24 protein-coding genes are annotated in these 23,564 nt (G+C 70.6%); 14 read left to right on the forward strand and 10 right to left on the reverse strand.

What is annotated here, in order from left to right:
• Nucleotides 1-27: 27 nt before the first annotated feature.
• Nucleotides 28-831 carry an ABC transporter ATP-binding protein gene (locus tag ACIBK1_RS14560; RefSeq protein WP_076436720.1) on the forward strand — a complete coding sequence of 268 codons (804 nt, stop codon included), beginning with the start codon at nt 28-30 and terminating at the stop codon, nt 829-831.
• Nucleotides 832-939: 108 nt separating this feature from the next.
• Here the strand turns inward: ACIBK1_RS14560 and aceA are convergent, their stop codons facing one another.
• Nucleotides 940-2,232, reverse strand: coding sequence for an isocitrate lyase (gene aceA / locus ACIBK1_RS14565; protein WP_030506951.1), 1,293 nt, complete (start codon nt 2,230-2,232; stop codon nt 940-942).
• Between the two features lie 244 nt (nt 2,233-2,476).
• Here aceA and ACIBK1_RS14570 point away from each other — a divergent pair, with 244 nt between their 5' ends.
• Nucleotides 2,477-3,949 carry a helix-turn-helix domain-containing protein gene (locus ACIBK1_RS14570; RefSeq protein ID WP_051761483.1) on the forward strand — a complete coding sequence of 491 codons (1,473 nt, stop codon included), beginning with the start codon at nt 2,477-2,479 and terminating at the stop codon, nt 3,947-3,949.
• 32 nt (nt 3,950-3,981) lie between these two features.
• Here the strand turns inward: ACIBK1_RS14570 and ACIBK1_RS14575 are convergent, their stop codons facing one another.
• Complete coding sequence (locus ACIBK1_RS14575) at nt 3,982-4,167, reverse strand: hypothetical protein (RefSeq protein WP_396735047.1); 186 nt, start codon at nt 4,165-4,167, stop codon at nt 3,982-3,984.
• 12 nt (nt 4,168-4,179) lie between these two features.
• A complete protein-coding gene (locus ACIBK1_RS14580) occupies nt 4,180-4,404 on the reverse strand; it encodes an AMP-binding protein (RefSeq protein WP_357327322.1) in 225 nt (74 codons plus the stop codon).
• Nucleotides 4,405-4,710: 306 nt separating this feature from the next.
• On the opposite strand from ACIBK1_RS14580, the gene ACIBK1_RS14585 reads away from it, so the two are divergent.
• From ACIBK1_RS14585 to ACIBK1_RS14595, 3 genes are read left to right on the forward strand one after another with little or no spacing between them, the layout of a single operon-like run.
• The gene (locus ACIBK1_RS14585; RefSeq protein WP_030506948.1) at nt 4,711-5,385 is read left to right on the forward strand and encodes a response regulator transcription factor; all 675 of its coding nucleotides are present in this window, start codon (nt 4,711-4,713) and stop codon (nt 5,383-5,385) included.
• Nucleotides 5,386-5,392: 7 nt separating this feature from the next.
• Nucleotides 5,393-6,946: an ATP-binding protein gene (locus tag ACIBK1_RS14590; protein WP_396735052.1), complete on the forward strand. Its 1,554-nt coding sequence runs from the start codon at nt 5,393-5,395 to the stop codon at nt 6,944-6,946.
• A complete protein-coding gene (locus ACIBK1_RS14595; RefSeq protein WP_396735055.1) occupies nt 6,943-7,437 on the forward strand; it encodes a GerMN domain-containing protein in 495 nt (164 codons plus the stop codon). Before ACIBK1_RS14590 ends, ACIBK1_RS14595 begins: the two co-directional genes overlap by 4 nt.
• A gap of 196 nt (nt 7,438-7,633) precedes the next feature.
• On the opposite strand, the gene ACIBK1_RS14600 is transcribed toward ACIBK1_RS14595, so the two are convergent.
• The gene (locus tag ACIBK1_RS14600) at nt 7,634-8,605 is read right to left on the reverse strand and encodes a D-alanyl-D-alanine carboxypeptidase family protein (protein ID WP_396735058.1); all 972 of its coding nucleotides are present in this window, start codon (nt 8,603-8,605) and stop codon (nt 7,634-7,636) included.
• Nucleotides 8,606-9,165: 560 nt separating this feature from the next.
• Between ACIBK1_RS14600 and ACIBK1_RS14605 the strand changes: the two genes are divergently transcribed.
• The 6 genes from ACIBK1_RS14605 (at nt 9,166) to ACIBK1_RS14630 (ending at nt 14,393) form a co-directional block, all read left to right on the forward strand.
• Nucleotides 9,166-9,300 carry a hypothetical protein gene (locus ACIBK1_RS14605; RefSeq protein WP_396735061.1) on the forward strand — a complete coding sequence of 45 codons (135 nt, stop codon included), beginning with the start codon at nt 9,166-9,168 and terminating at the stop codon, nt 9,298-9,300.
• A gap of 487 nt (nt 9,301-9,787) precedes the next feature.
• Nucleotides 9,788-11,257 carry an arabinofuranosidase catalytic domain-containing protein gene (locus tag ACIBK1_RS14610; RefSeq protein ID WP_396735064.1) on the forward strand — a complete coding sequence of 490 codons (1,470 nt, stop codon included), beginning with the start codon at nt 9,788-9,790 and terminating at the stop codon, nt 11,255-11,257.
• A gap of 133 nt (nt 11,258-11,390) precedes the next feature.
• The gene (locus ACIBK1_RS14615; RefSeq protein ID WP_396735067.1) at nt 11,391-11,930 is read left to right on the forward strand and encodes a GNAT family N-acetyltransferase; all 540 of its coding nucleotides are present in this window, start codon (nt 11,391-11,393) and stop codon (nt 11,928-11,930) included.
• A gap of 40 nt (nt 11,931-11,970) precedes the next feature.
• On the forward strand, nt 11,971-12,123 hold the full coding sequence (locus ACIBK1_RS14620; RefSeq protein ID WP_396735070.1) for a hypothetical protein: 153 nt from the start codon (nt 11,971-11,973) through the stop codon (nt 12,121-12,123).
• Between the two features lie 35 nt (nt 12,124-12,158).
• Nucleotides 12,159-13,124, forward strand: a complete 966-nt coding sequence (locus ACIBK1_RS14625; protein WP_396735073.1) for a glucosyl-3-phosphoglycerate synthase — start codon at nt 12,159-12,161, stop codon at nt 13,122-13,124.
• Between the two features lie 57 nt (nt 13,125-13,181).
• Nucleotides 13,182-14,393, forward strand: coding sequence for an acyl-CoA dehydrogenase family protein (locus ACIBK1_RS14630; protein WP_030506941.1), 1,212 nt, complete (start codon nt 13,182-13,184; stop codon nt 14,391-14,393).
• A 144-nt stretch (nt 14,394-14,537) separates the two neighbouring features.
• On the opposite strand, the gene ACIBK1_RS14635 is transcribed toward ACIBK1_RS14630, so the two are convergent.
• Nucleotides 14,538-16,337: an MGMT family protein gene (locus tag ACIBK1_RS14635; protein WP_396735076.1), complete on the reverse strand. Its 1,800-nt coding sequence runs from the start codon at nt 16,335-16,337 to the stop codon at nt 14,538-14,540.
• Between the two features lie 277 nt (nt 16,338-16,614).
• On the opposite strand from ACIBK1_RS14635, the gene ACIBK1_RS14640 reads away from it, so the two are divergent.
• From ACIBK1_RS14640 to ACIBK1_RS14650, 3 genes are all read left to right on the forward strand, one after another.
• A complete protein-coding gene (locus tag ACIBK1_RS14640) occupies nt 16,615-17,589 on the forward strand; it encodes a patatin-like phospholipase family protein (protein WP_396735079.1) in 975 nt (324 codons plus the stop codon).
• A 75-nt stretch (nt 17,590-17,664) separates the two neighbouring features.
• The gene (locus ACIBK1_RS14645; protein ID WP_396735082.1) at nt 17,665-18,516 is read left to right on the forward strand and encodes a hypothetical protein; all 852 of its coding nucleotides are present in this window, start codon (nt 17,665-17,667) and stop codon (nt 18,514-18,516) included.
• 121 nt (nt 18,517-18,637) lie between these two features.
• Nucleotides 18,638-19,174: an NUDIX hydrolase family protein gene (locus ACIBK1_RS14650; RefSeq protein ID WP_244303586.1), complete on the forward strand. Its 537-nt coding sequence runs from the start codon at nt 18,638-18,640 to the stop codon at nt 19,172-19,174.
• 7 nt (nt 19,175-19,181) lie between these two features.
• Here the strand turns inward: ACIBK1_RS14650 and ACIBK1_RS14655 are convergent, their stop codons facing one another.
• The 5 genes from ACIBK1_RS14655 to ACIBK1_RS14675 all read right to left on the reverse strand — a co-directional run bounded on the left by ACIBK1_RS14655 (nt 19,182) and on the right by ACIBK1_RS14675 (nt 23,365).
• Complete coding sequence (locus tag ACIBK1_RS14655) at nt 19,182-20,162, reverse strand: nucleotidyl transferase AbiEii/AbiGii toxin family protein (RefSeq protein ID WP_396735085.1); 981 nt, start codon at nt 20,160-20,162, stop codon at nt 19,182-19,184.
• Entirely contained in the window at nt 20,159-20,830 is a 672-nt protein-coding gene (locus ACIBK1_RS14660; RefSeq protein ID WP_396735088.1) for a hypothetical protein, read from the reverse strand. Before ACIBK1_RS14660 ends, ACIBK1_RS14655 begins: the two co-directional genes overlap by 4 nt.
• Before the next feature lie 68 nt (nt 20,831-20,898).
• Nucleotides 20,899-21,348, reverse strand: a complete 450-nt coding sequence (locus ACIBK1_RS14665; RefSeq protein WP_396735091.1) for a hypothetical protein — start codon at nt 21,346-21,348, stop codon at nt 20,899-20,901.
• A 40-nt stretch (nt 21,349-21,388) separates the two neighbouring features.
• Nucleotides 21,389-21,952, reverse strand: coding sequence for a DUF4291 domain-containing protein (locus tag ACIBK1_RS14670; RefSeq protein WP_396735094.1), 564 nt, complete (start codon nt 21,950-21,952; stop codon nt 21,389-21,391).
• Between the two features lie 129 nt (nt 21,953-22,081).
• Nucleotides 22,082-23,365 carry an alkaline phosphatase gene (locus ACIBK1_RS14675; protein ID WP_030506934.1) on the reverse strand — a complete coding sequence of 428 codons (1,284 nt, stop codon included), beginning with the start codon at nt 23,363-23,365 and terminating at the stop codon, nt 22,082-22,084.
• Nucleotides 23,366-23,564 lie beyond the last annotated feature (199 nt).

Below are 23,564 nucleotides of genomic sequence, written 5' to 3' on the forward strand. Positions count from 1 at the left end.
TGTCCGCGTGCAGCATGCTGTGTGTTCATGGAAGCAGCTCTCGAACTCGACGACGTGACCGTCCGCGTGGTCGGCCGGACCCTGGTGACCGGCGCCGACTGGCGCGTGGAACACGGTCAGCACTGGGTGATCCTCGGCCCCAACGGAGCGGGGAAGACGACGATGCTCTCGGTCGCCGCGGCCGTACGGCACCCGAGTTCGGGGACGGCCACGGTGCTCGGGCGGCGGCTCGGCAGGGTCGACCTCCGGGAGCTGCGCCGGAGCATCGGCCTGGTCGCGGCGAGCCAGCGGCTGGTGGACGAGTCGCTGCTCGAGGAGGAGGGCGCCACCGCGCTGACCGTCGTGCTCACCGGGCACACCGGGACGAGCGCGCCGCTGTGGGACCGGTACGGCGACGAGGAGCGGGAGCGGGCGCACCGGCTGCTGGCCGATCTCGGCTGCAAGGACCTGGCCGACCGCAGGTTCCAGGTGTGCTCGCAGGGGGAGCGGGCCCGGGTCCGGGTGGCCAGGGCGCTGATGGCCGACCCGGCGATCCTGCTGCTCGACGAGCCGTTCGCGGGCCTCGACCTGCCGGCGCGGGAGGACCTGATCGAGGCGCTGGAGGATCTGGCCCGCACCCGCCCAGGGCTCACCACCGTGATGGTCACGCACCATCTGGAGGAGGTGCCGGCCACCACCACGCACGCCCTGCTGATGCGGGACACCCGCATCCTGACCGCCGGTCCCGTGGGGGAGGTGCTCACCGGGCCCGACCTGTCCGAGTGCTTCGGCCGGCGGCTGCGGATCGACTCGCTGGACGGCCGCTGGTACGCCCGCGCCCTGCGCGTCTGACCGGCCCCGACGACGAAGCCCCGCCGCCGATCCGTCAGATCCCCGAGGGTGACCTGCGGACAGGTGGCGGGGCCCGTCACCGACCTGTGTCCGAGATGTCCGCTGTGGTTAGTGAGCCCCGGCGAACTGCGCCTCCTCCGTCGAGCCCTTCAGGGCCGTCGTGGAGGAGTCCGGCGCGACGGCCGTGCTGACCAGGTCGAAGTATCCGGTGCCGACCTCCCGCTGGTGGCGGGTGGCGGTGTAGCCGCGCTGCTCGGCGGCGAACTCGGCCTCCTGGAGCCCGACGTACGCCGTCATGCCGTCCTGGGCGTAGCCGCTGGCCAGGTCGAACATCGAGTAGTTCAGCGAGTGGAAGCCGGCCAGGGTGATGAACTGGAACTTGTACCCCATGTGGCCCAGCTCGCGCTGGAACTTGGCGATCGTCGCGTCGTCCAGGTGCTTCTTCCAGTTGAACGACGGCGAGCAGTTGTAGGCCAGCATCTGGTCCGGGTACTCCTGCTTGATCGCCTCGGCGAACGCGCGGGCCACGTCGAGGTCGGGCGTGGAGGTCTCCATCCACAGCAGGTCGGCGTACGGCGCGTAGGCGAGGCCCCTGGCGATGCAGGCGCCGACGCCGTTGCGGACCCGGTAGAAGCCCTCGGCGGTGCGGTCACCGGTGCAGAAGGCGCGGTCGCGGGGGTCCACGTCGCTGGTCAGGAGCGTCGCGGCCTGGGCGTCGGTCCGCGCGATGATCAGGCTGGGGACGCCCGCCACGTCGGCCGCGAGGCGGGCCGCGCTGAGGGTCTTGATGTGCTGGCCGGTGGGGATCAGCACCTTGCCGCCGAGGTGGCCGCACTTCTTCTCCGAGGCGAGCTGGTCCTCCCAGTGGACGCCCGCAGCGCCGGCCGCGATCATGGCCTTCATCAGCTCGAACGCGTTGAGCACCCCGCCGAAGCCGGCCTCGGCGTCGGCCACGATGGGCGCCAGCCAGTGCGGGGCCTCCTGGTCGCCCTCGGCCCAGCTGATCTGGTCGGCCCGCAGCAGCGCGTTGTTGATCCGGCGGACCACGGCGGGGACCGAGTTGGCCGGGTAGAGGCTCTGGTCGGGGTAGGTGTGACCGCTGAGGTTGGCGTCGGCGGCCACCTGCCAGCCGGACAGGTAGATCGCCTTGAGGCCCGCCTTCACCTGCTGGACCGCCTGGTTGCCGGTCAGCGCGCCCAGGGCGTGGACGTAGTCCTCGTGGTGCAGCAGGTCCCACAGGCGCTCCGCGCCGAGCCGGGCCAGCGTGTGCTCCTCCTGCACCGAGCCGCGCAGGCGGACCACGTCCTCGGCCGTGTAGGTCCGCTCGACGTTCGTCCACCGCGGATTGGTCTCCCAGTCCTGCTGCAGCCGCTGGGCGGCTGCGGTGAGGCGATCCGACATCTCCGGTCACTCCCTTGTTGCGTGCGTTGGCGTCACCTGGGGCTTGCTTCCGAGTTTGTGTCGATATCAAGACACTCACAAGGAGGTATCGGTCGAAAGAACGCCAAGACTTCCGGTCTGTGTAAGACTGGCGGGTATTCGAGGGTGAAGAAACGCAGAGTTTTCCCAATGGACTAGACCAATCCGTGGCGGATCGATCACGTACTGCTGGAAGAAACGCCGATTTTCCGCATAGGATCGGGTTATGACCTCCGTCCTGGGCGAAGAACCGCTGTCTTTGACGCACGAGCTCGATCTCCTGGCCTTCGGTCAGCGGCTCAAGCACCTGCGCAGGCAGCGCGGTCTCACGCTCTCCGAGCTCGGCGAGCGCGTGGGGCGTGCGCCCAGTCAGCTGTCGCTGCTGGAGAACGGCAAGCGTGAGCCCAAGCTCTCGCTGCTGAAGTCGCTGGCCGCCGCGCTGAACGTGCCGGTGGAGGAGCTGCTGCGCAGGCAGGCGCCGAACCGGCGGGCCCAGCTCGAGATCGCCCTGGAGGAGGCGCAGCGCGACCCGCTCTACGCGGGGCTCGGACTGAGCCGGCTGAAGGTCTCCTCACGGGTGCCCAACGACGTGCTCGAGCACATCCTCGGCCTGTTCGAGGAGCTCAAGGCCAGGGAGGCGAAGGGCACGGCCACGCCGGAGGAGGCACGGGCGGCCAACGCCGAGCTGCGCCGCAGGCAGCGCGAGCTGGGCAACTACTTCGAGGAGATCGAGAAGGCCGCCGCCGAGGCCCTGACCGCCGTCGGCTACCGGACCGGCGCGCTGTCGGAGAGCACCGTCCAGGCGCTGGTGTCGCACTTCGGGTTCACCGTGCACACCGCGCCCGACCTGCCGCGGTCGGCGCGGTCGGTGACCGACCTGCGCAACCGGCGCATCTACGTCAAGCGCCAGCAGCTGGGCATGCACACGCCGCGCACCGTGCTGCTGCAGACGCTCGGGCACATCGCGCTCCAGCACCACAAGCCGCGCGACTTCGCCGACTTCCTGCGTCAGCGGGTGGAGGCCAACTACTTCGCCGCGGCCGTCCTCGTGCCCGAGGCGGCGGCCGCCCCCTACCTGCGGGAGGCCAAGCAGGACAAGGCGCTGTCGGTGGAGGACCTGCGCGACGTGTTCGCGGTGTCCTACGAGATGGCGGCGCACCGGTTCACCAACCTCGCCACCCGCCACCTCGACCTCGTCTGCCACTTCGTGCGCAACGACGCCGGGGGGATCATCTACAAGGCGTACGAGAACGACGGGATCGTCTTCCCCGCCGACGAGCAGGGGGCGATCGAGGGCCAGCGGATGTGCCAGCAGTGGTCGGGCCGCCAGGTGTTCCTCTCGCCCGACCGGTTCTCGCTGTACTACCAGTACTCCGACTCGCCCACCGGCACGTACTTCTGCATCGCCCACGTGGACCCGTCGCAGGAGAAGGACTTCGCGATCACGCTGGGCGTGCCCTACCGGGAGTCGCGCTGGTTCCGCGGGCGCGAGACCACCCACCGCACCAAGTCGAACTGCCCGAACGGCGAGTGCTGCCGCCGCCCGCCGGCCGAGCTCGCGCAGCGCTGGGAGGGCTACGCCTGGCCGTCGGCACGCGCCAACTCCCACGTGCTCGCCGCGCTGCCGCCCGGCTCGTTCCCCGGGGTGGACGAGGCCGACGTGTACGCGTTCCTGGAGCGCCACGCCGCCCACGGCTGAGGCGTGTCACTCCCGGCGGAAGGGGAGGGGCGTCACTCCGGGCGCAGGTGCGGGCGCAGCGAGGCCGGCATTCCCAGGTCCTCGATCGTGGAGGGCACCGGCTCGTCGCGACCCTCGGCGATCGCACGCATCGACTTGCGCAGGATCTTTCCCGAGCGGGTCTTCGGCAGGCCGTCCACGATCGTCACCTCCTTCAACGCGGCGAACCCGCCGAACACGACCGAGGCGGTTCACCACACGTCGCCGGCCCCAATGTTGTACACGTTGGCCATCGACCACGTCAGCGCGACCGCGTGGCCGCCGTTGTCGCGCACCACGCCCTTCGGCCTGCCCGTGGTGCCCGAGGTGTAGAGGATGTACAGCGGGTCGGTCGCCGTCACGTCGACGCAGCCGGCCGGCTCGGCCCCCGCCATCAGCTCGTCCCAGTCGGTGTCCCGCTCGCCCAAGTCACCCATCATCGATCTCGTCAGTCGTTCGTCCTCCGTGCCCGGGGACGGCGCGGGAGTCACGTCCATCCTGCGCGAGGCTTTCGCCAGAAGAAGCCCCGGCGTCGTGGTATGCGGCGCTTTCATGCCGAACTACGATTGACGCCGCATGTGGGCGCATTGTCAGCCTCATGTCACCGTTCATGACGGCGGCCACCGTCGGCGCGACCGTGACACAACCATGACACGGCGCGGACAAGGTGGGGACACGGCCGGCCGACAGTGGATGGGTCGACCGGCGGGAGAGTTACGGAGCGTGCGGTGAAACCCGGCGGCGTGCCGAGAGTGTTGTTGATCGAGGATGACCCGGCCGTGCGGGAGGGCCTTGAGCTGGCCCTGACCCTGCACGGATACCGGGTGCGGGTGGTGGAGTCCGGTGAGCAGGGGCTGGAGCGCTTGCGTGCGGACCTTCCCGACGTTGTCTTGCTCGATCTGATGTTGCCCGGCATGGACGGGTTCGAGGTCTGCCGCCGCATCCGGGCCGCCCGCGAGGTGCCGATCATCATGCTGACCGCGCGCGGCGACGATATGGACGTGGTGGCCGGGTTGGAGGCGGGCGCCGACGACTACGTGGTCAAGCCGGTGCAGCCGAGGGTGCTCGAGGCGCGCATCCGCGCGGTGCTCCGGCGGATCGGCCGGGACCAGGCGGAGCTGGAGCGGCACGGGGACCTGACGATCGATCGGGCCGGGCTGGTGGTCGCCAAGGGTGGCGTCCCGGTCAGCCTTGCCCCGACCGAGCTGCGCCTGCTGCTCGAGCTCTCCGGCACGCCGGGCCGGGTGCACAGCCGCCAGCAACTGCTGGAGTCGGTCTGGGAGCACGGGTACTTCGGCGACTCGCGTCTCGTGGACGCGTGCGTGCAGCGGTTGCGCGCGAAGATCGAGGACGACTCGGCGGCGCCCGTCTACGTGCAGACGGTGCGCGGGTTCGGGTACCGGTTCGGGCCGGTGTGAGCAGCCGGTGAAATCTCGGCCGAGCCCGGGGCTGCGCGCCCGGCTGTTGTTCGCCTTCGCACTGCTGTGTGTGGTCACCGCGGCGGCGGTGGCCGGCGGGATGTACCTCCTGGCCCGCAACGCCATCCTGGTGCGAACCCAGGATGCCGCGGCGGAGGCGATGAAGAGCCGCCTGGAGGCGCTCTACCCGTTGCGGAGTCCGGCGCCGGGCCCGGACGAGCTCGGCGAGATCGCTGGCGCGGTGACCGACCGGTACAGCTCCGCGATCGCCGTCTACCACGAGACGTACGCGCCGGTCAGGCCGCCGCCGCAGGGGAATCGGACGCTGGGCGGGAACGCGCCGGCCCTGGATCCCGGGGTGATCCCGGACGCGCCGGTCGGGCCGCCGCAGGGGAATCGGACGCTGGGCGAGAACCCGCCGGCCCTGACTCCCGGGGTGATTCCGAAGGGGCTGCGGTGGGCGGTGGCCGGCGGCGACATCGCGTGGCAACGCGTGGTGTGGCAGGACGCGCCCTTCCTGATCATCGGCATGCCGTTGCTGATCGTCGACCAGGACCGGACGGCGCGCGTGTCGGGTATCGAGGTCTACACCGCGCGCAGCCTGCTGCCCGAGCAGCTCAGCGTCGATGAGCTCGCCGCACGCGCCTGGCGCATCGGCGGGGCGGCCCTGGCGTTCGCGGTCGTCCTCGCGTTGCTGGCCACCCGTGGCGTGCTGGGGCCGGTGCGCGAGCTCGGCCGGGCGGCACGCCTGCTGGGCGAGGGCGAGTTGCGCACCAGGATCGCGGTGCGCGGCTCCGACGAGCTGGCCGAGGTGGCGCGCACGTTCAACACCACCGCCGCGGAGCTGGAACGGCACGTCGAGCAGTTGCGCGAGATGGAGGCCGACGCCCGCAGGTTCGTGGCCGATGTGTCGCATGAGCTGCGTACCCCGCTGGCCGCGCTGGCCGCGGTCGCCGACGTCCTGGACGAGGAGGCGGTCCGGCTGCCCGAGCCCGCCGGCAGGGCCGCCAGGCTGGTCAGCCAGGAGACGCTCAACCTCACCTCTCTGGTTAACGATCTCATCGAGATCAGCAGGTTCGACTCCGGCGTGGTGGCCCTCGCGCTGAACGAGGTCGACGTGGCCGAGCTGGTGCACGCGACCCTGCGTGTCCGGGGCTGGTCAGATCTGGTGCGTACCGAGCTTGCAACCGCGGTGACGGCGCGGCTGGACCCGCGCCGAGTGGATGTCATCCTCGCGAACCTGGTCGGTAACGCCCTGCGGCATGGCGAACCACCGGTGTCGGTCTGGCTTCACGCCGACCCGCACTGGATCGCCGTCGAGGTCCGCGATCACGGACCGGGGCTGGACGAAGCGGTGCTGCCGCACGTGTTCGACCGGTTCTACAAGGCCAGCGCGGCCAGGGCCAGGTCCGAGGGCAGCGGCCTGGGCCTCGCGATCGCGCGGGAGAACGCGCGCCTGCACCGAGGCGACCTCACCGTCACCAACGCCCCGGACGGCGGCGCCGTATTCACGCTGCGGCTGCCGCGCCGGGCACACGATCCGGACGGAGGCCCCGAGTGAGGACCGGGCTCGCCCGCCGCGGGCTCGCCGCGGGCCTGGTTGCGCTCGTCGCCGTGGCCGGCTGCGGTGTGCGACCCAGCGGCGTCATCATCGGCGGCGACCCGCCTAGCGGAGCCGTCGCACGCACCACGACGATCACCCTCTTCTTGGTGAAGAACGGCCGGCTCAGCGCGGTGACGCGGCGGCCCATCGGTCGTCCGCTGTTCCCAGGGGAAACGCTCATGCTGCTGGCCGCCGGACCCACTCCGGAGGAACAGGCGGACGGACTGACCTCCGACATCCCGCCCGCGGCCGGCCCGTTCTCGGTGACCGCCGGGCCGGCCGGCCACGTGGTGGTGACCCTGTCGGCCGCGGCCGGCGACCTGTCCTCTCTGGCCGTCGAGCAGATCGTGTGCACGGTCGCCGCCTCGGCGCCGGAAAGCCCTGTTCAGGTCACCGTCGTCGGTGCTGGGCAGAGCGTCGGCCCCCGGAACTGCCCGAGGCGACGGTAGCGATCCATCGGCGGTCGCCGAAGGGCCGGCGGACGTCCCCGGCAACGGTCTTACGGGCGCTGCGGCGACATGCCGGATGCGCAGCACGAGCTCGGGAGTCCCCACCGCGCCGACCTGTGGTTGATCCGTTGCTTCGCGGCGTGTCGCGGCTTCGGGAATGCTGGGCCGCCCGAGAGGGGATGACCGACCGGGCCATTCACGAAATCGGCACCATTTCAGGATTCAGGTATCGCAGGGCCGCCACGATCAACTTCCTGCTCGCATCGAACGCGGCCTCCTTCTTCTCCTCGAGCGTGTCACCGGGGTCGCCCTGGCGCAGGACCACCCCGAGGACCAGCCGGTCGCGGTCCCCGGAAATGGGACGGACGGCCCACAGCAGCGCCCCGCCCGCCGCCGTGCTGGTGCCGGTCTTGATGCCGACCACCCCGGGCAGTTCGAGCAGCGTGTTGGTGTTGACGATCTCGCCCGGGATGCCCGGGACGGTGGTCCTGGCGGTGGCGACGATGTCGCGCAGCACGGGGTTCTTCATGGCCTGCCTGGCCAGCTTGAGCTGATCCACCGCCGTGCTGACCGTGGTGGGCTCATATCCGCTCGCCCCGGTGTACGTGGTGTTCGTCATGCCCAGCTTGGCGGCGGCCGCGTTCATCTTGCGGGCGAAGGCCTGCTCCGAGCCGGCGTCCCAGCGGGCCAGCAGACGCGCGGCGTTGTTCCCCGAGGGGATCAGCATCAGCTCGAGGAGCTGCCGCTCTGTGAAGATCTGGCCTGCGGCGAGCGGCACCGTCGACTCGTCCCGGTTTCCTGACTCGATCGCCGCCTGCCGGTCGACCGGGATGGACGGCCCTGGGTCGTTCCTGCCGAGCGGGTGGTCGCGAAGAATCACCAGAGCGGTCATCACCTTGGTGACGCTCGCGATCGGCACGGGCCGCTGCTCGCCGTACACGCTGAGGCTGTCCGCTCGCCCGGCGACCTCGACCGCCGCCTGCCCCGTCGACGGCCAGGGCAGAGCCCATGGCCCGGCCGAGGTGAACGATGCCGGCGTGGAGTTCGACAACGGCGGTGGCTCGTCCTGGTCCTGCGCGCCGGTGTAGACCAGCCAACCCCCGACGGCGAGGACGGCGGACGCGGTGACACCGAGCACCCGCGTGAGGGGAGAAAGACGAGATGGCAAGGGCTTTTCACCTCCGAGAGACCGGGGCGCGCTTCCCGCACCCGCGTGGGTCGTGCGTAGGGACGGCGCTCATAGGCGGGCAGCGGTGATCGCCGGCTTCGGGACGCAGGTCGTAGCGCGATGGCGAAGGAACGCCGAGGGCGGCCGGAGCACGGCGAGCAGGGGCGTGACTGCGGCGTAGAGCCGGTCACGGGGCCGAAGCGGGATGGTTTGCAGCTTGTCCATGCCGCACCACGATCGACGCGGCATGTGCGCGCCTTGTCCCCCGAATGTCACCGTTCATCGACGGCTGCCACCGTCGGCGCGACCGTGACGCGACCATGACACGGTGCGGACGAAGCGCGGACGAGATGGGGACGAGACGGAGACACGGCCGGCCGATGGAGGACGGGGTTGACCGGCGGGCGAGTTGCGGAGTGCGCGGTGAAACGCGGCGGCGTGTCGCGAGCGTTGTCGATCGAGCACGACCTGGCCGCGCGTGAGGGCCTTGAGCGGCCCCGGAGTCTCCGGTGACGCCCTCGGCAAGCCGCCCTCAGCGAGCCCTCAGGGGACAGGGCGGGATGAGCCGGCCGGAGCTGAACTCCCCCGAGGAGGACCTGCACCCCATCATCCAGAGCCCGGGAGAGGTGCGGGAGTTCTACGAGCGGTGCGCCCGGCGGTCGAAACTGGTGGCACCCGTCGGCGGGCGCCAGTGATGCTGCCCGACACCGACCGCCGTGCCGGAGCGAACCCCTACGCCGCCGTCCCGGCGCTGCTGCGCACCCCCGCCTGGTCCTGGTGTACGCCGCGACGCTGACGATCCTCGGCGCGTTCGTCGCCCTCTACACCGCGTTCGTGTACGCGTTCCTGGAGCGCCACGCCGCCCACGGCTGAGCGGTCCGCGGTCGGGGGTGCGGGTACGGCGGGCGGCGGCTCACCGCCCCGATGAAAGTTTCACGACATCCCATCACCACGGCGTGACCGTGCCATGGAGAGAGCCCAGGCGGCGCGCCGACGGCACCTGCCCATCTGAGACATCGCATCTCTCCTCTTGACGCCGCACCCTTCGTCGAATTGACTCCGCACTACCGTCAAACCGCGAATCGGTGTCGGGCGTCGCATGATGTTAGCGCTAACATTGCCTGGCCAGGCCTGCCGTGTCGCCGTCGTCCGATCATGATTCCTGATCGAGGGAAGAAGGCAATGAAGCTTTTCTGGAGCCTGAGAAGGGCGCTCGCGGCAGGGGCGGGCGCGGTGCTCGCCGGCGCCTGTCTGGTCGGGGGTGGTGCCGGCGGTGGTACGGCCCAGGCCGCGACGTCGCAGCCGTGTGACATCTACGCCGCCGGCGGGACGCCGTGTGCGGCGGCGCACAGCACGACCCGCGCTCTCTACGGCAATTACAACGGCCCGCTGTACCAGGTGCGCCGTTCCTCGGACAACGCCACCCGCGACATCGGCGTGCTGAGCGCGGGCGGGGTGGTCAACGCGGCCGCGCAGGACTCGTTCTGCGCCAACACGAACTGCGTGATCACGATCATCTATGACCAGTCCGGCCGCAACAACCGCCTCACCCAGGCGCCTCCCGGCTACTGGAAGGGTCCTGCCGCCGGCGGATGGGACAACCTCGCCGACGCGAAGGCGGCCCCGATCACCATCGGCGGGCAGAAGGCCTACGGTGTCCGCGTGGAGCCGGGCACCGGCTACCGCAACAACAACACCAACGGGGTGGCGACCGGCGACCAGCCCGAGGGCATCTACGCCGTCGTCGACGGCACGCACTACAACCAGTGGTGCTGCTTCGACTACGGCAACGCGCAGACCGACGGCCAGGCCGACTCCCCCGCCATCATGGAGACCGTCTACTTCGGCGCCGACAAGCAGTGGGGCTACGGGGACGGAGCCGGCCCCTGGATCATGGCCGACCTGGAGTGGGGACTGTTCTCCGGGGTGAACGCGGGCCACAACACCCTCGCGTCGATCAACCACCGTTTCGTCACGGCCATGGTCAAGGGCGAGCCGAACCACTGGGCCATCCGGGGCGGCGACGCGCAGTCGGGCGGCCTGACGAACTACTTCGACGGACGACGCCCCAACGGCTACAACCCGATGAAGAAGGAAGGCGCCATCCTGCTCGGCATCGGCGGCGACAACAGCGTCTCCGGCCGCGGCACCTTCTTCGAGGGCGTGTTGACCTCCGGTTATCCGAGCGCCGCCACCGAGGACGCCGTGCAGGCCAACATCGCCGCCGCGGGCTACGCGCCGGCGGGCGGCGGCAACCCGCAGCAGGGCGTCCAGATCGTGGGCGGCCAGTCCGGCCGGTGCGTTGACGTGCCGAACTCCAGCACCGCCAACGGCACCCAGGTGCAGTTGTGGGACTGCGGGAGCGGCACCAACCAGCGGTTCACCTACACCTCGGGCAAGAGCCTGCAGGTGTACGGCAACAAGTGCCTGGACGCCTACGGGCAGGGCACGGCCAACGGCACCCAGGTGATCATCTGGGACTGCAACGGCCAGGCCAACCAGCAGTGGAACGTCAACTCCAACGGCACCATCACCGGCGTGCAGTCCGGGCTGTGCCTGGACGCCAACGCGGCCGGCACCGCAAACGGCACGAAACTCATCCTCTGGTCCTGCAACGGACAGGCCAACCAGAAGTGGAGCCTGCGCAGCTGACTCCGACATCAGGTCGGCGCATGAGGGCGATCGGGTGAAACGCCCTGGGCGGAGGTCCGGACACCTGGGCCGGGCCTCCGCCGCTGTGCCGGCTGCCGGCGTCCAGCGGCTCTCGGGCTGTTAGCCTGCGCGCATGTCAGACCTGGGGCCTGTCGCCTGGCCGCCTGAACCGATCAAGACCGGCAGACTCGTGCTCCGCGCACCCGAGGCCCGGGATCGCGCGGCGTTCATCGAACTGCTGGCGTCGCCGGAGGTGCACACCTACCTCGGCGGCCCCCGCCCGCGTGACGAGCTCGAGCGCGAGATGCCCGGGGCGCCCGAGCGGTGGCCCGGAAGCTTCGTCGTCGAACTCGACAGGGCGATGATCGGCCAGATCCTGCTCAGGAGAGCAACCGAGCACCGTCGCCCGGCCGCCGTGGGGAAGGCCGATCTCGGCTACCTGTTCCTGCCGCGAGCGTGGGGATTCGGATACGCCGCCGAGGCCTGCGCGGCGGCACTCGACTGGTTCGAGGGCGTCCTTCCCGGCGAGCCGGTGGTGCTCACGACCCAGACCGCCAACGTCGCCTCGATGCGCCTCGCGGCGAAGCTGGGGTTCACCGAGGTGGAGCGGTTCGAAGCCTGGGGCGCCGAGCAGTGGCTCGGCCTGCGGTCCCCGGTCACGCCGTCCGCGTAGCCGCCGAGGTCGCCGCCGAGGCGCTCGTCGACCTGCTCGGGTGGCGGCCGGCATTCCTGCTCGGCGGCTGGAAGGCCCCGCGGGCATCGCCGGCGATCCCTCCGCGCTGCGGACGCTGCGGCACACCGCGCTCATGCCGGAGCTCGGAGGGGGGCTCGCGCTGATCGCCTTCTCCGGCCGCCGCATAAGGTGATGCCAGTAAACGTGGCGGACAGGGGGAGGACGGGCGTGCTGGCTGAGGTGGAGGCCTGGCTGAGTCGGCGTACCTCGTCTGCGGCCGACTGGCCGGCCCGCGCCCTGCTGTCCGCCAAGGGAGGCGTCACGATCTCGGTGGTGCTGCCCGCGAGGAACGAGGAGGAGACGGTCGGGGAGATCGTCTCCGCCGTGCGGCGCGACCTCGTCGAGGCCGTGCCGCTCGTGGACGAGCTGGTCGTGATCGACTCCCGGTCGTCCGACGACACGGCGGCGCGGGCCTTACGCGCCGGGGCGAAGGTCTTCGCGCAGGACGAGATCCTGCCCGAGCTGGACGATCCGCGCTACGACGGCAAGGGCGAGGCTCTGTGGAAGTCCCTCGCGGTGACGACCGGCGACCTGGTGGTGTTCGTCGACGCCGACCTGCGCGAGTTCCGGACCTCGTTCGTCACCGGCCTGCTGGGGCCCCTGCTCGCCGATTCCGCGGTCGGATACGTGAAGGCGTGCTACGACCGGCCCTTGCTCGGCGCGACGGAACCGAATGCCGGGGGCAGGGTCACCGAGCTGGTCGCCCGTCCGCTGCTCAACCTGCACTGGCCGCTGCTCGCCGGGTTCGTGCAGCCGCTCGCGGGCGAGTACGCCGGCCGCCGCGCGGTTCTGGAACGGGTGCCGTTCGTCACCGGATACGGCGTGGAGCTGGGACTGCTCATCGACCTCCTCGACATGCTGGGGCTCGACGCGCTCGCCCAGGTCGACCTGGGCCGCCGAATCCACTCGCACCAGTCGACGGAGGCGCTCGGCGGGATGGCCGGGCAGATCATGCACACCGCCTGGGCGCGGCTGGAGCGCCAAGACAAGATCGTTCCGTTGCACGAGCCGTCCGCGCGGCTCGTCCAGTTCGAACGCGGCCCCACCGGGCACCGCCCGCTGACCCGGGACGTCGGGGTGGCCGAGCGCCCGCCGATGGCCACGGTCCCGCAGTACGCGTCCCGGCTGCGCTGATCGGCTCCCTCCGCCGTGCTGTTACCGTTGGTAACACCAAGGAGAGGAGAGCCCCCGATGACCTTCTGCCCCGAGTTGAGCGACGACCTTCGCGAACTGCGCGACTGGGTCCACGAGTTCGCCCGGGACGTCGTCCGCCCGGCCGGTGCGGAGTGGGACGAGCGCGAGGAGACGCCCTGGCCGGTCATCCAGGAGGCCGCCAAGATCGGGCTGTACTCGCTGGATTACTTCGCCCAGCAGTGGTTCGAGGAGTCGGGGCTCGGCCTGCCCGTGGCGTTCGAGGAGTTGTTCTGGGGGGACGCCGGGATCGGCCTGTCGATCGTAGGCACCGGCCTCGCCGCCGCCTCCATCGCCGCGAACGGCACCCCCGAGCAGATGGGGGAGTGGCTGCCCCAGATGTTCGGCACCGCCGACGACGTCAAGCTCGGCGCGTTCTGCTCCTCCGAGCCGGACGCGGGCAGCGACGTCGGTGCGATCAGGGCACGAGCGGTCTACGACGAGGCGAAGGACGAGTGGGTCCTCAACGGCGTGAAGACCTGGGTGACCAACGGCGGCATCGCCAACGTCCACGTCGTCGTGGCCTCGGTCGACCCCTCCCTCGGCACCCGGGGCCAGGCGTCCTTCATCGTCCCGCCGGGCACGCGCGGCCTGTCCCAGGGCCAGAAGTTCAAGAAGCACGGCATCCGCGCCTCGCACACCGCCGAAGTCGTCCTCGACGACGTACGGGTGCCCGGCCGGTGCCTGGTGGGCGGCAAGGAGAAGCTGGACGAGCGGCTCGCCCGGGTGCGCGCCGGCGAGCGGTCCGGTGAGCAGGCCGCGATGCGGACCTTCGAGACCACCCGCCCCCTCGTCGCCGCCATGGCCGTCGGCGTCGCGCGTGCGGCCTACGAGTACGCCCGCGACTACGCCCGAGAGCGTGAGCAGTTCGGCCGCAAGATCGGGGAGAACCAGGCGGTCGCGTTCCTGCTGGCCGACATGGCCACCCGGGTGGACGTCGCTCGGCTGATGACCTGGCGGGCGGCATGGATGGCCCGGCACGGCCGGCGGCTCGAGCAGGCCGAAGGGTCCATGAGCAAGCTGGTCGCGAGCGAGACGGCCGTCTGGACGACCGAACAGGCCATCCAGATCCTCGGCGGGGCCGGCTACACCCGCGAGCACCCGGTCGAGCGCTTCCACCGCGACGCCAAGATCTTCACCATCTTCGAGGGCACCAGCGAGATCCAGCGCCTCATCATCGGCCGCGCCGTCACCGGCCTGCCCGTCCGTTAGTGGTGGCTGCGGCGCCGATTGCTCGGCGCGCAGAGCGATCCGATGAGGTGCACGTCCGATCTTCGCCGGCGGCTGCCGTTCCAGCCGCCGGCGGAACCCCTGTCTCCCAGCCCGCCTACGCGGAGGGACATCCTGGTGTTCCGGTCAGTGGGGTGGTTCGCCGGTCAGGAACTCGTTCAGGGCCGAGATGATGACCTCCCGCGAATCCGGACGCGCGAGGGCGGCCGGCTGGAGCGAGGGGTATTTCGCGTAGCCGGCGGATTCGAGCTGGTCGCGCAGACGGGCCGATCCCGGAAGGACGCCGAGCCTCTCGGCGAGCCGTGCCATGCGCTCTCGTGATGCGCCGTGGTTGTGCATGGACCCGAAGTTGACGGCCATGACGGACTTGGCCGGACTCGTGTAGATGCTCCATACGGATGCCGTGTCCGAGCCGAGGTTGAACCAGGCGGTCACCGACGGATACTCGCCATCACCGAAGTAGTACTCGTGGAAGGACGGGTGGCTCTCGGCGTGACGATAAACGGCCAGTAGCGTCTCGCGAACGTCGGCGGGACAGTACTGCTCGACGGCCTGGAGGAAGCCGGGCTCGTCCCACGTGCGCTTCACCCGGGAGCCGGCGGCCTGCCTTGCCCCGGCTGCCGAAGGGACGCCTCGCATCTCGCTCGGGCCGTCGGGGCTCGGGGCGGGAAGGGTGTCGCCGAGGGCCAGTTGGATGGCGATGGCCATCGTTTCGAGCCACTCGATGGTCGCCTCCGCCTCGTCTGCGGTGATCGAGGCCTTCTGCCCGGGGCGTACCGGATCGTGGTCGGCGGTGTGGGCGATGTTGTTCCTGCGCCAGGCGATCTCTCGCAGCCTCGTACGGACGCCGTCCGCGGTGATCGGATTCTTCGCGTCCTGTCCGGTCAGGACCTCGGCGACTCTCACCCAGAGGTTCACCGTGCTGACGTGTGCGAATCCTTCCTTGATCTTGTCCGGGTTCTGGAAGGTCATGAAGGCGAAATGGCGCTCGAGATGTGCACGGAAGGCCTTGCCGAGGTCTTCGTTGCGGTGGTGGATGTCCTCGAACAACTCCACGGGGATGCTCAGGTTGGTGAACTTGTGGGGGCGGGGCTCACCCGGGGTCAGCGCGAGGGTAACGGCCCGGTCGACGATCTCGCGCGTGACCCAATGGTCGAGGGCCGCCACGGCCTGGGTCCAGGCCGCGCGGTAGAGGTCGGTGACGTCGAAGGAGCCGACCCCAAGTCGTTCCAGGCTGCGGCCGCCGTCGACGAGCTGCCGGGCGTACTCGAGGTTCTGCTGGAATTGCTCGAACGCGGCAGGAGTCGGGTCGGGGGGAGGCGGAGGCTGGGGGCCGCCCGCGGGCGGGAGGACGACGCCGTCCTTGGCGAGGATCGTGCGGAACCGGTCGGCGCTGACGCGCCGCCGCGGGTCGGCCCGGCCCGCCTGGTCGAAGGTCAGGCCTTCCTTCTCGAGCACCTCACGCGGATCATCGGTCCGTTCCGGGTCCAGCCAGCGGAACTGAGGGGAGATCCGCCCTCCCGACTGCAGGACGCGGTGAGCATGGTCGGTGTCGGCGCTCTCGGCCATGAAGCCTCCCACCGACTGCGGCGACATGCCCACCAGGGCCGCGAGGTCGCCATACGTGGTCCAGTGGCCCGGTTCCAGACGTTCGAGGGCCTCCAGGACGATGCTCCAGCGGGGATCGCTGTAGACACGACCCTGCGGCGGCAGTCGCCTCGCCCGGTACTGACGCGCCAGTTCGCGGTAGAGCTCGGTGCCCTCGAAGTCGTCGAGCGCGCGAACGCCGGTTTCGGTGATCGCCCAGCCGTTCCGTTTGGTCATCCAGCCGAGCGACGCGGCCTCTCCCGTGCGGAAGCCCAGTTGCGCCCACCACCGCGCCTGGCCGTGCGCGTTGGGCCCCTGGAGCTCCGGGGGTATCGTCACTCTCCCTTCGACTTCCTTGCGGACCTCTTCGGGTCGCAGTGGCCGTCCGGCCTCACGCAGGAGCTCGAGCGTGGCGCGGAGAATTGGAGAGATCTTGTCGGCGTAGGCCATCGGGGGGATTCCTGCCTTTCGACTGTCGCCCCCGGCAGGATAAACAAGGGCTCGGTGAAAGTCCCTCGTCTCACATAACCCTCACCTCTTGAGGAGGGCGGGTGGCGTGGGGGTCGTACGGGGTAGGAAGGGGAACCGGGGCCGGGGGAGTGTGGGGAAGCGGCCGATGACGACGGCGTTCATCCTGTGGGGAGGCGGCAGTCTGGGAGCCGCGCAGGTCGGCATGCTCCGCGCGCTCACCGCTCACGGGATCCGCGCCGACATGGTGGTGGGCGCCTCGATCGGGGCGCTCAACGGCGCCTATTACGCCTCCCGCCCCGACGCCGCGGGTGTGGAGGAACTGGCCCGGCTGTGGCTGTCCGTGAGCAGCCACGACGTGTATCCGGTGAGCGGGCCCGACGTGCTCCGCACACTGGCCGGAAACCTTCCCTTGCATCCCCTGCGGGGAGCCCTGCAGGCGTTCGGCGTCCTGAATTACACCTTCCCGCTCAATCCGGCCACGCTGGCCGCGGCCCTGCTGGGCCGTCGCAACTACCTGTTCGAGAACTCCTCCCTGCGGCGGTTCCTCGAACGCATCCTGCCGATCCGCGCTCTGGACGAGACGCTGATTCCGCTGTCGGTGCTCACCGCGGATGTGCGGACGGGGCGGCCGGTGGTCCTGTCGCGGGAGCCCGCGTTGCCGGCCCTGCTGGCCAGCACCGCGATCCCGGCCCTGTATCCCACCGTGACGATCGGCGACCGCGTGCTCATGGACGGCGGCGTCGCCGACCTGACCACCCTGGACTACGCGGTGGACGCCGGGGCCGACGAGGCGTACCTGCTGGCGCCGGGGTTCTCCTGCCACCTGCCGTCCGCGCCGTCGACGGCGATCGCCATGGCCCTGCACGGTTACAACCTGCTCAGCGAGCAGCGCATCAGCGCCTCGATCAGGCAGAACAGGCGGCAGACCCGCCTGCACGTGCTGCCGCCGCTCTGCCCCGTCGAGGTGCTGCCCGTCGACTTCCGCGGTACGGCGGACATGATCGAGCGAGCGACCCTGTCGACCGCCCATTGGCTGGAGCGGCGTGAACCGCACCCTCGTCTCGCCCGCCCGCTCGGCCCCCCGCACGACGAGGACCACCGGTCGCGCCGGCCGGGCTAATTCGGTTGTGCCGACGTGCGCGTGGGGCTTTCATGAGCAGTGCCGGAGCTCAAGGAGGGAGACGATTGGTGAGACGTGCCGGAGCGTAAGCGACCGAGGCCGGGTACGGCGGCCGCCATCGGTGATGGGCTCAAGTTGCACCGCCGCCCGCTGCGAGCGGACGGTCGCGACTACAGCGTCATCACCCTGCGGCCGGGCACCCGGGCCCGCTTGTCCACCAACCGTTTCCACGAGACCTGGCACATCCTGTCCGACCTGCACGGCGCACGCCTGCTGGGCAGGTTGCTGTGGGGCCTGTCCTTCCAGCGCCTGCCGGGCACCGTGGTCGTGATCGACCGGCCGCACCTCGACCAGAACCCGTTCGACGCCGAGCCGGCCGACCCGATCGTGCTGGTCCCGGCGCACCTGACGACCCTCACCGCGCAGGCGATCCGGCGGCTGCGCCGGCGTATGGCCGAGCCCTCTCAGGGCACGGTCCGCTGGCACACATGGGGCCTCGACGCCGAGCTTGCCCGTATGCGTGAGCGCGTCCGCGAGTGCCGGGAGTTCGGTCGATGGCCCGGCTGGGAGCCGCCGGCCGCAGACCGCGGCGCCGCCGTGGAACGGATCGGGGGCGCGCTGGTCTTCCGCGCCCCGCCGGCGCGGCTGCGGGAATGGGCCGTCGACGTCGCCGCGCTGGGCGACGACATGCGCCACGGTATGGACTACGTCTATCTGGAGGCGTCGAACAGCCCGCTGCGCTGGGGCGACGGCGAAGTGCAGATCTTCTCCGACTATCGGCGGCGGGTCGCCGTCGCCGGGATCTCTCGTCGCGAGGTCCTGGCAGATGTCCCCGAGGGATCGGCCCCCGCCGACGTCCACCCGCGGATCTGGCGTCACAACGACACGGTCCGCGCCCGAGGCCGGGTGAACACGGCCACCGGATGACCCGGCATGGCCCTCCGCTTCTCGTCGCGGCCTGCCGTCAAGGGGAGCAGGTGGCCGGACTCGCGGCACGGGTTGCGCCGACCTGCGAACCGCTCCCCGCCTCGGCAAGTACGATCGATCCGTGACCGAAATGACCGAAACGACGCCAGGCTGGCTCGCTCCCGACGAGATCGAGTCGATGCGGGGCCGGATGCCGATCCTGTACGTGGACGCCGTGCCTGTGCGCGTGGACGACACGGGCACTGTTACCCGCGTCGGCCTGCTGCTGCGGATCGGCGCCGACGGCACCGTGAGCCGGGCACTGGTGTCCGGGCGTGTGTACTACCACGAGCGCATCCGCGACGCGCTTCTGCGCCATCTGGAGAAGGATCTCGGGCCGGTGGCGCTGCCGAGCGTGCCGGTCTCGCCGACGCCGTTCACGGTGGCGGAGTACTTTCCCACCCCGGGGGTCACGCCGTTCCACGACCCCCGCCAGCACGCGGTCTCCCTGGCGTACATCGTCCCGGTGCGCGGCGACTGCCGGCCCCGGCAGGACGCGCTGGACCTGGAGTGGTTCACGCCCGAGGAGGCGGCCGCCCCGATCGTCCAGCAGGAGATGACCGGCGGTCAGGGCGTGCTGCTCAAGCAGGCGCTCGCCTACGTCGGCCGCCTGACCTGATCCGAGGTCACTTCTTCGCGAAGGCCGGGCCGAGCGCCCACGCCAGCCGCTCCAGCCAGTCGCAGGGGTTCCCGGTGACCTGGGGATACTCGGCGCGGAACTCGTCCCAGTCCACCTCGAGAGAACGGATCGTCTCCGGGCCGAAGTCACCGGCCTCGCGCTCCCCGAGCGCGTCGCGCAGAACCTCGTGCATGAGATCGCGGGGGAGCGTCACGCGCTCGGCGAGCAGGACGGCGTCGTAGAGGTCCTTGCCCTGCGGCCAGATGTCGGAGGCCAGCCAGAGCAGCTTCCAGGCCAGGGACAACTCCGGGGAGGCGGCGAGGATCGGCGTGGGCTCGCCCCCGCCGGAGCGGGGGATCAGGGCGACCTCCGGCGGGACGGGCAGGCGCTCGTTGAAGGTGAAGTCGAGTTGGACGGTCCCCGGCGGAAGGTCGCCGGCCCGCCAGGTGAACACGAGCCGCCGCCCGGGGACGCGGTCGTAGGTCCAGATCTCGTCCGTCGCGATGTCGCCCGGGTCGAAGGTCACCGCGCCGTCGGCCGGTCCGGCCATGGCGGCGGCGATGACGCCCTTGAACATCTCGGCGGTGAGCGGGCTGACCATGTCCACGGTGGGCGGGACGACGACCCAGTCGAGGTCGCCCGGTTCACGCGCCTCCTCGCCCACCCACGCCTCGAGCAGCAGGCTGCCGCGCAGCACGAGGTTCTCGTGCCACGGGGACTCGGCGACGACCCGGACGAGATGATCGATCGCCTGGCGGCGGGCCCGCCGCCACCGGCGCCCGGCCTCTGGGTCGTCGAAAAGCGGTTCGCCGGCCCGGAACGCACGGTCGAACTGCTTCAGCGCCGGGTCGAAAATCGGCGGCTGGCGTATGCCCGGCCTGTTCGCGACCGGCAGGTAGGTCTCCGGGAAGCCCTGCGTCCCGCGAGGTGGGACGGTGACTCCCTCGGGGAGGGAAACATACGGGAACCGCTCCCAGCTCGACGTCATCTCTCCTCGATCCAGCCGTGGTCGGCATCCGGGTTGTCGTCGTGGACGACGTACTCTCGCTCGGCTTCCAGTACGGCGTAGCCGTGCCGCTCCAGGTCGGCGAGCAGTCCCTCGAATCGGCGGCCCGCCGTGGCCAGCCCGACACCCCGGCATCGCTGCGTGACGAAACGCTCGTGTGAACCGTCGTCGCGCCGCCGGCGGGCGTTCTGCGACACGTGCGCGCCGTGGACCACGGCGAGATCGGTGAGGGGCGCCGGGTCTCCCCGGAGGACGACCTTGACGTGATGTTCGAAGTAGCGGTCCGGCATCGCCGCTGCGGCCTCGGCGGTCGGAGGGACGTCCTCGTTCCAAGGAGCCGCCTCGATCTTGACCCGGACCACGCGAAACCCCTCGTCCCGCAACCGCGCCACGTGCGTTGCGGCGGCCGTCCGCTGCGCGCTGAGCGTGCCCGCGCCCCGGACGGTGAGCATCGGCTGGGAGCGGACCGTCCCACGATCGAGCACGATGTGGGTGAACTTGGCGTCGTTCTCCCGCGCCCAGGCGGCGAGCGGCGCGATGTCGTCGGCGGCCACCGTCAGGTGGATGTCGAAGAGGCCCCTGAACTCCGGGCCGCTCACCGGTGGCGTGGCGCTTCCCGGCGCATCCCCGGTGCGGGGGGACTGTGGCATGACGACGACCATAATCGAGTGCGCGGGCGTACGGCATCGGGATTATCCCGGCCGCACGGCCGCCCGCCTCACCGCAGGGACGCCAGCTCGTCCCAGCGGCGGGGGTCGTGGCGCTGCAGCAGGATCGTGTCGACGAGCAGCTCCAGCAGCAGGCGGTCGTACGCGTCCCCGACCCGCCGGTGCCGCCCGCGGTCGGCCTCGACCCGGGCGGCGACCACGAACCTGCCACCCTGCGTCCGGCCGAAGCGGGCCTCGTAGATCTGGTGGCCGGTCCAGCTCCGGTGCAGGTGCAGCGTGTCGCTCTCCACGTAGGCGGACCATCGGTCGTCCATGCCCACGGGCCGGTGGCCGAGCCGGATGACCGCCCAGTCATCGTCGCTCCACACCCGCTCCGGCGGGAGAGTGCGGGTGGTGAGCGCCTCGCGGTTGGCGGGCACGAAGAACTGGGAACCGAGCGCGTCGCCCAATGCCAGGCCGTACAGGGATGCGGTCGCGCGCGTGAGGGGATCGGACGCCATCGCCGCGAAGTCTGGCACAGGCCGGGAGACCGCGCCCTGCTCAGGCGGCGCCGACGACGGCGGCGAGGGCGGCCGGCAGCGGATAGGGCCGTTCGGCGGGCGGCGCGGAGGCGCCGGCCCGGACCGCGCCGAGTGTGTCCGTGATGTCGGTGATGGCGACGATCCACTGGTCGACGTAGCGGTCGACGGCCTCGCGCGACAGGCCGATCTGGATCGACCGGTACGGCAGCGGGTTCAGGTGGGCGTCACGCTCGGGATCCCACTGGATCCGGACGGGGCTGTCGCGGAGCCGGGCGGCCCACGAGGCGTGGTCGTCGCCGGCGCCGGGATGACTGGGACAGGAACGGGCGAGCGCCCATTCGAAGCCGTCGCGGGTGATCTCGACGGCGAGCACGCGGGTCTGGCCGGGCTTGGCGGCCCAGCCGCTGCGGTACATCATCCAGTGGAACGACGGCTTGATCCAGGTCATCCGCTCCCGTTTGAACGGCGGCACGAACCGTTGCGCCGCGACGGCTCTGCCGGCGATGTCCGGATCGTAGGCCTGGTAGACGGTGACGGCCTCCTCGGTGTAGGAGGCACGAATCTGCCTGTAGGGAATGTTCATGCCGCCGAGTGTCGCCACCTCGTGTCGGGGCGGGCAACCGGTTATCGCCGGCGGTCATCGCCGGCGCCGAGGGGGCACCGCCATCCGCGCGCCGCCGCCGACGGAGGCGGCGGCGCGACGGGCGGCCGTTCAGTGCCGTGAGGTCAGCACCTGGGAGAGCACCTTGTGCACGTAGGTGTTGGGGTGCTTGCCGGTGAAGAGGGTGGACAGGGGTCCCTCGGCCGTGACCGGCACATCCACGCCGGTGTGCCCGGTGGTGGTCCAGTCCATGACGAACTTGAGGTTGCTGCCGTGGATCGGGAACGGGCCGTCCTCGGTCGACAGGTCGCTGCCGCTCTCGTCGGTGTCGGAGGTGTCCTCCACGGTGAGGCCGCCGCAGTCGTGGTCACCCGTGATGACGAGAAGCGTGTCGGGGTGCGCGGCCACGTACGCCCTGGCGACCTTGACGGCCTTCTCCAGGGATGCCATGGCCTGGAGAACGCGGGAGCCGTTGTTCTCGTGCGCGAACTCGTCGATGCCCTCTTCCTCGACGAAGAGGAAGAAGCCCTTCTTGTTCGTGCTGAGGGTGTCGAGGGCCTTCTTGGTCATCGTGGCCAGGTCCACGGCCGGAGCGTAGACGTCGCCCTGGCCTTCGGGCCTCTGCTGGAACATCTCCTCGTTGCTGAACAGGCCCAGCAGCTTCCCTCGCTTCGCCTGGGCCAGCTCCTTCGCGCTGGAGACGTACTGGTAGCCGGCGCGCTTGGCCTTGTCGATCAGGTTGCCCTTGGTGCCCTTGCTGGCCTCGCTGGGGTCCTCGGCGGGCTTGTCGGGCCATGCGCCCGGCGTGCCCGCGGGGAGCCACCAGTCCTCGCCGCCGCCGAGGATGACGTCCGGCTTGCTGACCGCCAGGTACTGCCGCGCGATCTCGTCCTGGGAGTCGCGGTCGGCGGTCTGGGAGAACCACGCGGCAGGGCTGGCGTCGGTCACCTGAGACGTGGTGACGAGGCCGGTGGACTTGCCCGCCTCCTTGGCCTGCCGGCCCAGGATCGGCAGCGGCTTGCCATTGACGTCCACGCTGATGGCGCCGTTGTAGGTCTTGGTCCCCGTCGCCCAGGCGGTGGCCGCCGCGGCGGAGTCGGTGACGGCGGTCTTGGGGTCGTGCGGGCTGGTGCTCAGCTGCCCGGAGACCGGGAGCTTGTCCATGGCCAGCTGTCCGCCGAGGCCGGTCAGGTACAGCCGCCCGGCTTCGCGATGAGCCGCGGACATGCCGTCGCCGTTGATGAAGATCACGCTGCGTGCCCGGCCCCCGTCGTGGTGAGAGGTGGCGGCGTTCGCGGGCAGGCCGGGACTGAGGACCGCGCTGACGACCGCCGCCGTGGCCACAGTCGTCGTCGGGACAAGCAGCCGCAGCAGACGCGTGCGGGAGGAACCCATGTAAAACCCCCAAGTGGGTATCTGTTTGCAAGACGGGGATATTACGGTCGAAAATCCACCATCAGGTGAACGTGGCCTGGAGACATCTTTAACCGCACGGGCCAAGTCTCCCGCCTGTCACGATCTTTGTTTACTCGGCGTAAACCCAGTGTTGTCATGGTGCACACCGTCCAGCGTCCTTAGTGGGTCTAACTTTCTC

This window comes from Microbispora rosea (assembly GCF_044460045.1).
Classification (GTDB): domain Bacteria; phylum Actinomycetota; class Actinomycetes; order Streptosporangiales; family Streptosporangiaceae; genus Microbispora; species Microbispora rosea.

What these genes read in the sequence shown, in the direction of transcription:
- ACIBK1_RS14655 (WP_396735085.1), bottom strand. Translation starts at nt 20,162, where the DNA reads ATGACGTCGAGCTGGGAGCGGTTCCCGTATGTTTCCCTCCCCGAGGGA.
- ACIBK1_RS14640 (WP_396735079.1), top strand. Translation starts at nt 16,615, where the DNA reads ATGACGACGGCGTTCATCCTGTGGGGAGGCGGCAGTCTGGGAGCCGCG.
- ACIBK1_RS14605 (WP_396735061.1), top strand. Translation starts at nt 9,166, where the DNA reads ATGAGCCGGCCGGAGCTGAACTCCCCCGAGGAGGACCTGCACCCCATC.
- ACIBK1_RS14610 (WP_396735064.1), top strand. Translation starts at nt 9,788, where the DNA reads ATGAAGCTTTTCTGGAGCCTGAGAAGGGCGCTCGCGGCAGGGGCGGGC.
- ACIBK1_RS14615 (WP_396735067.1), top strand. Translation starts at nt 11,391, where the DNA reads ATGTCAGACCTGGGGCCTGTCGCCTGGCCGCCTGAACCGATCAAGACC.
- ACIBK1_RS14630 (WP_030506941.1), top strand. Translation starts at nt 13,182, where the DNA reads ATGACCTTCTGCCCCGAGTTGAGCGACGACCTTCGCGAACTGCGCGAC.
- ACIBK1_RS14570 (WP_051761483.1), top strand. Translation starts at nt 2,477, where the DNA reads ATGACCTCCGTCCTGGGCGAAGAACCGCTGTCTTTGACGCACGAGCTC.
- ACIBK1_RS14560 (WP_076436720.1), top strand. Translation starts at nt 28, where the DNA reads ATGGAAGCAGCTCTCGAACTCGACGACGTGACCGTCCGCGTGGTCGGC.
- ACIBK1_RS14670 (WP_396735094.1), bottom strand. Translation starts at nt 21,952, where the DNA reads ATGAACATTCCCTACAGGCAGATTCGTGCCTCCTACACCGAGGAGGCC.
- ACIBK1_RS14665 (WP_396735091.1), bottom strand. Translation starts at nt 21,348, where the DNA reads ATGGCGTCCGATCCCCTCACGCGCGCGACCGCATCCCTGTACGGCCTG.
- ACIBK1_RS14580 (WP_357327322.1), bottom strand. Translation starts at nt 4,404, where the DNA reads ATGGGTGACTTGGGCGAGCGGGACACCGACTGGGACGAGCTGATGGCG.
- ACIBK1_RS14675 (WP_030506934.1), bottom strand. Translation starts at nt 23,365, where the DNA reads ATGGGTTCCTCCCGCACGCGTCTGCTGCGGCTGCTTGTCCCGACGACG.
- ACIBK1_RS14660 (WP_396735088.1), bottom strand. Translation starts at nt 20,830, where the DNA reads ATGCCACAGTCCCCCCGCACCGGGGATGCGCCGGGAAGCGCCACGCCA.
- aceA (WP_030506951.1), bottom strand. Translation starts at nt 2,232, where the DNA reads ATGTCGGATCGCCTCACCGCAGCCGCCCAGCGGCTGCAGCAGGACTGG.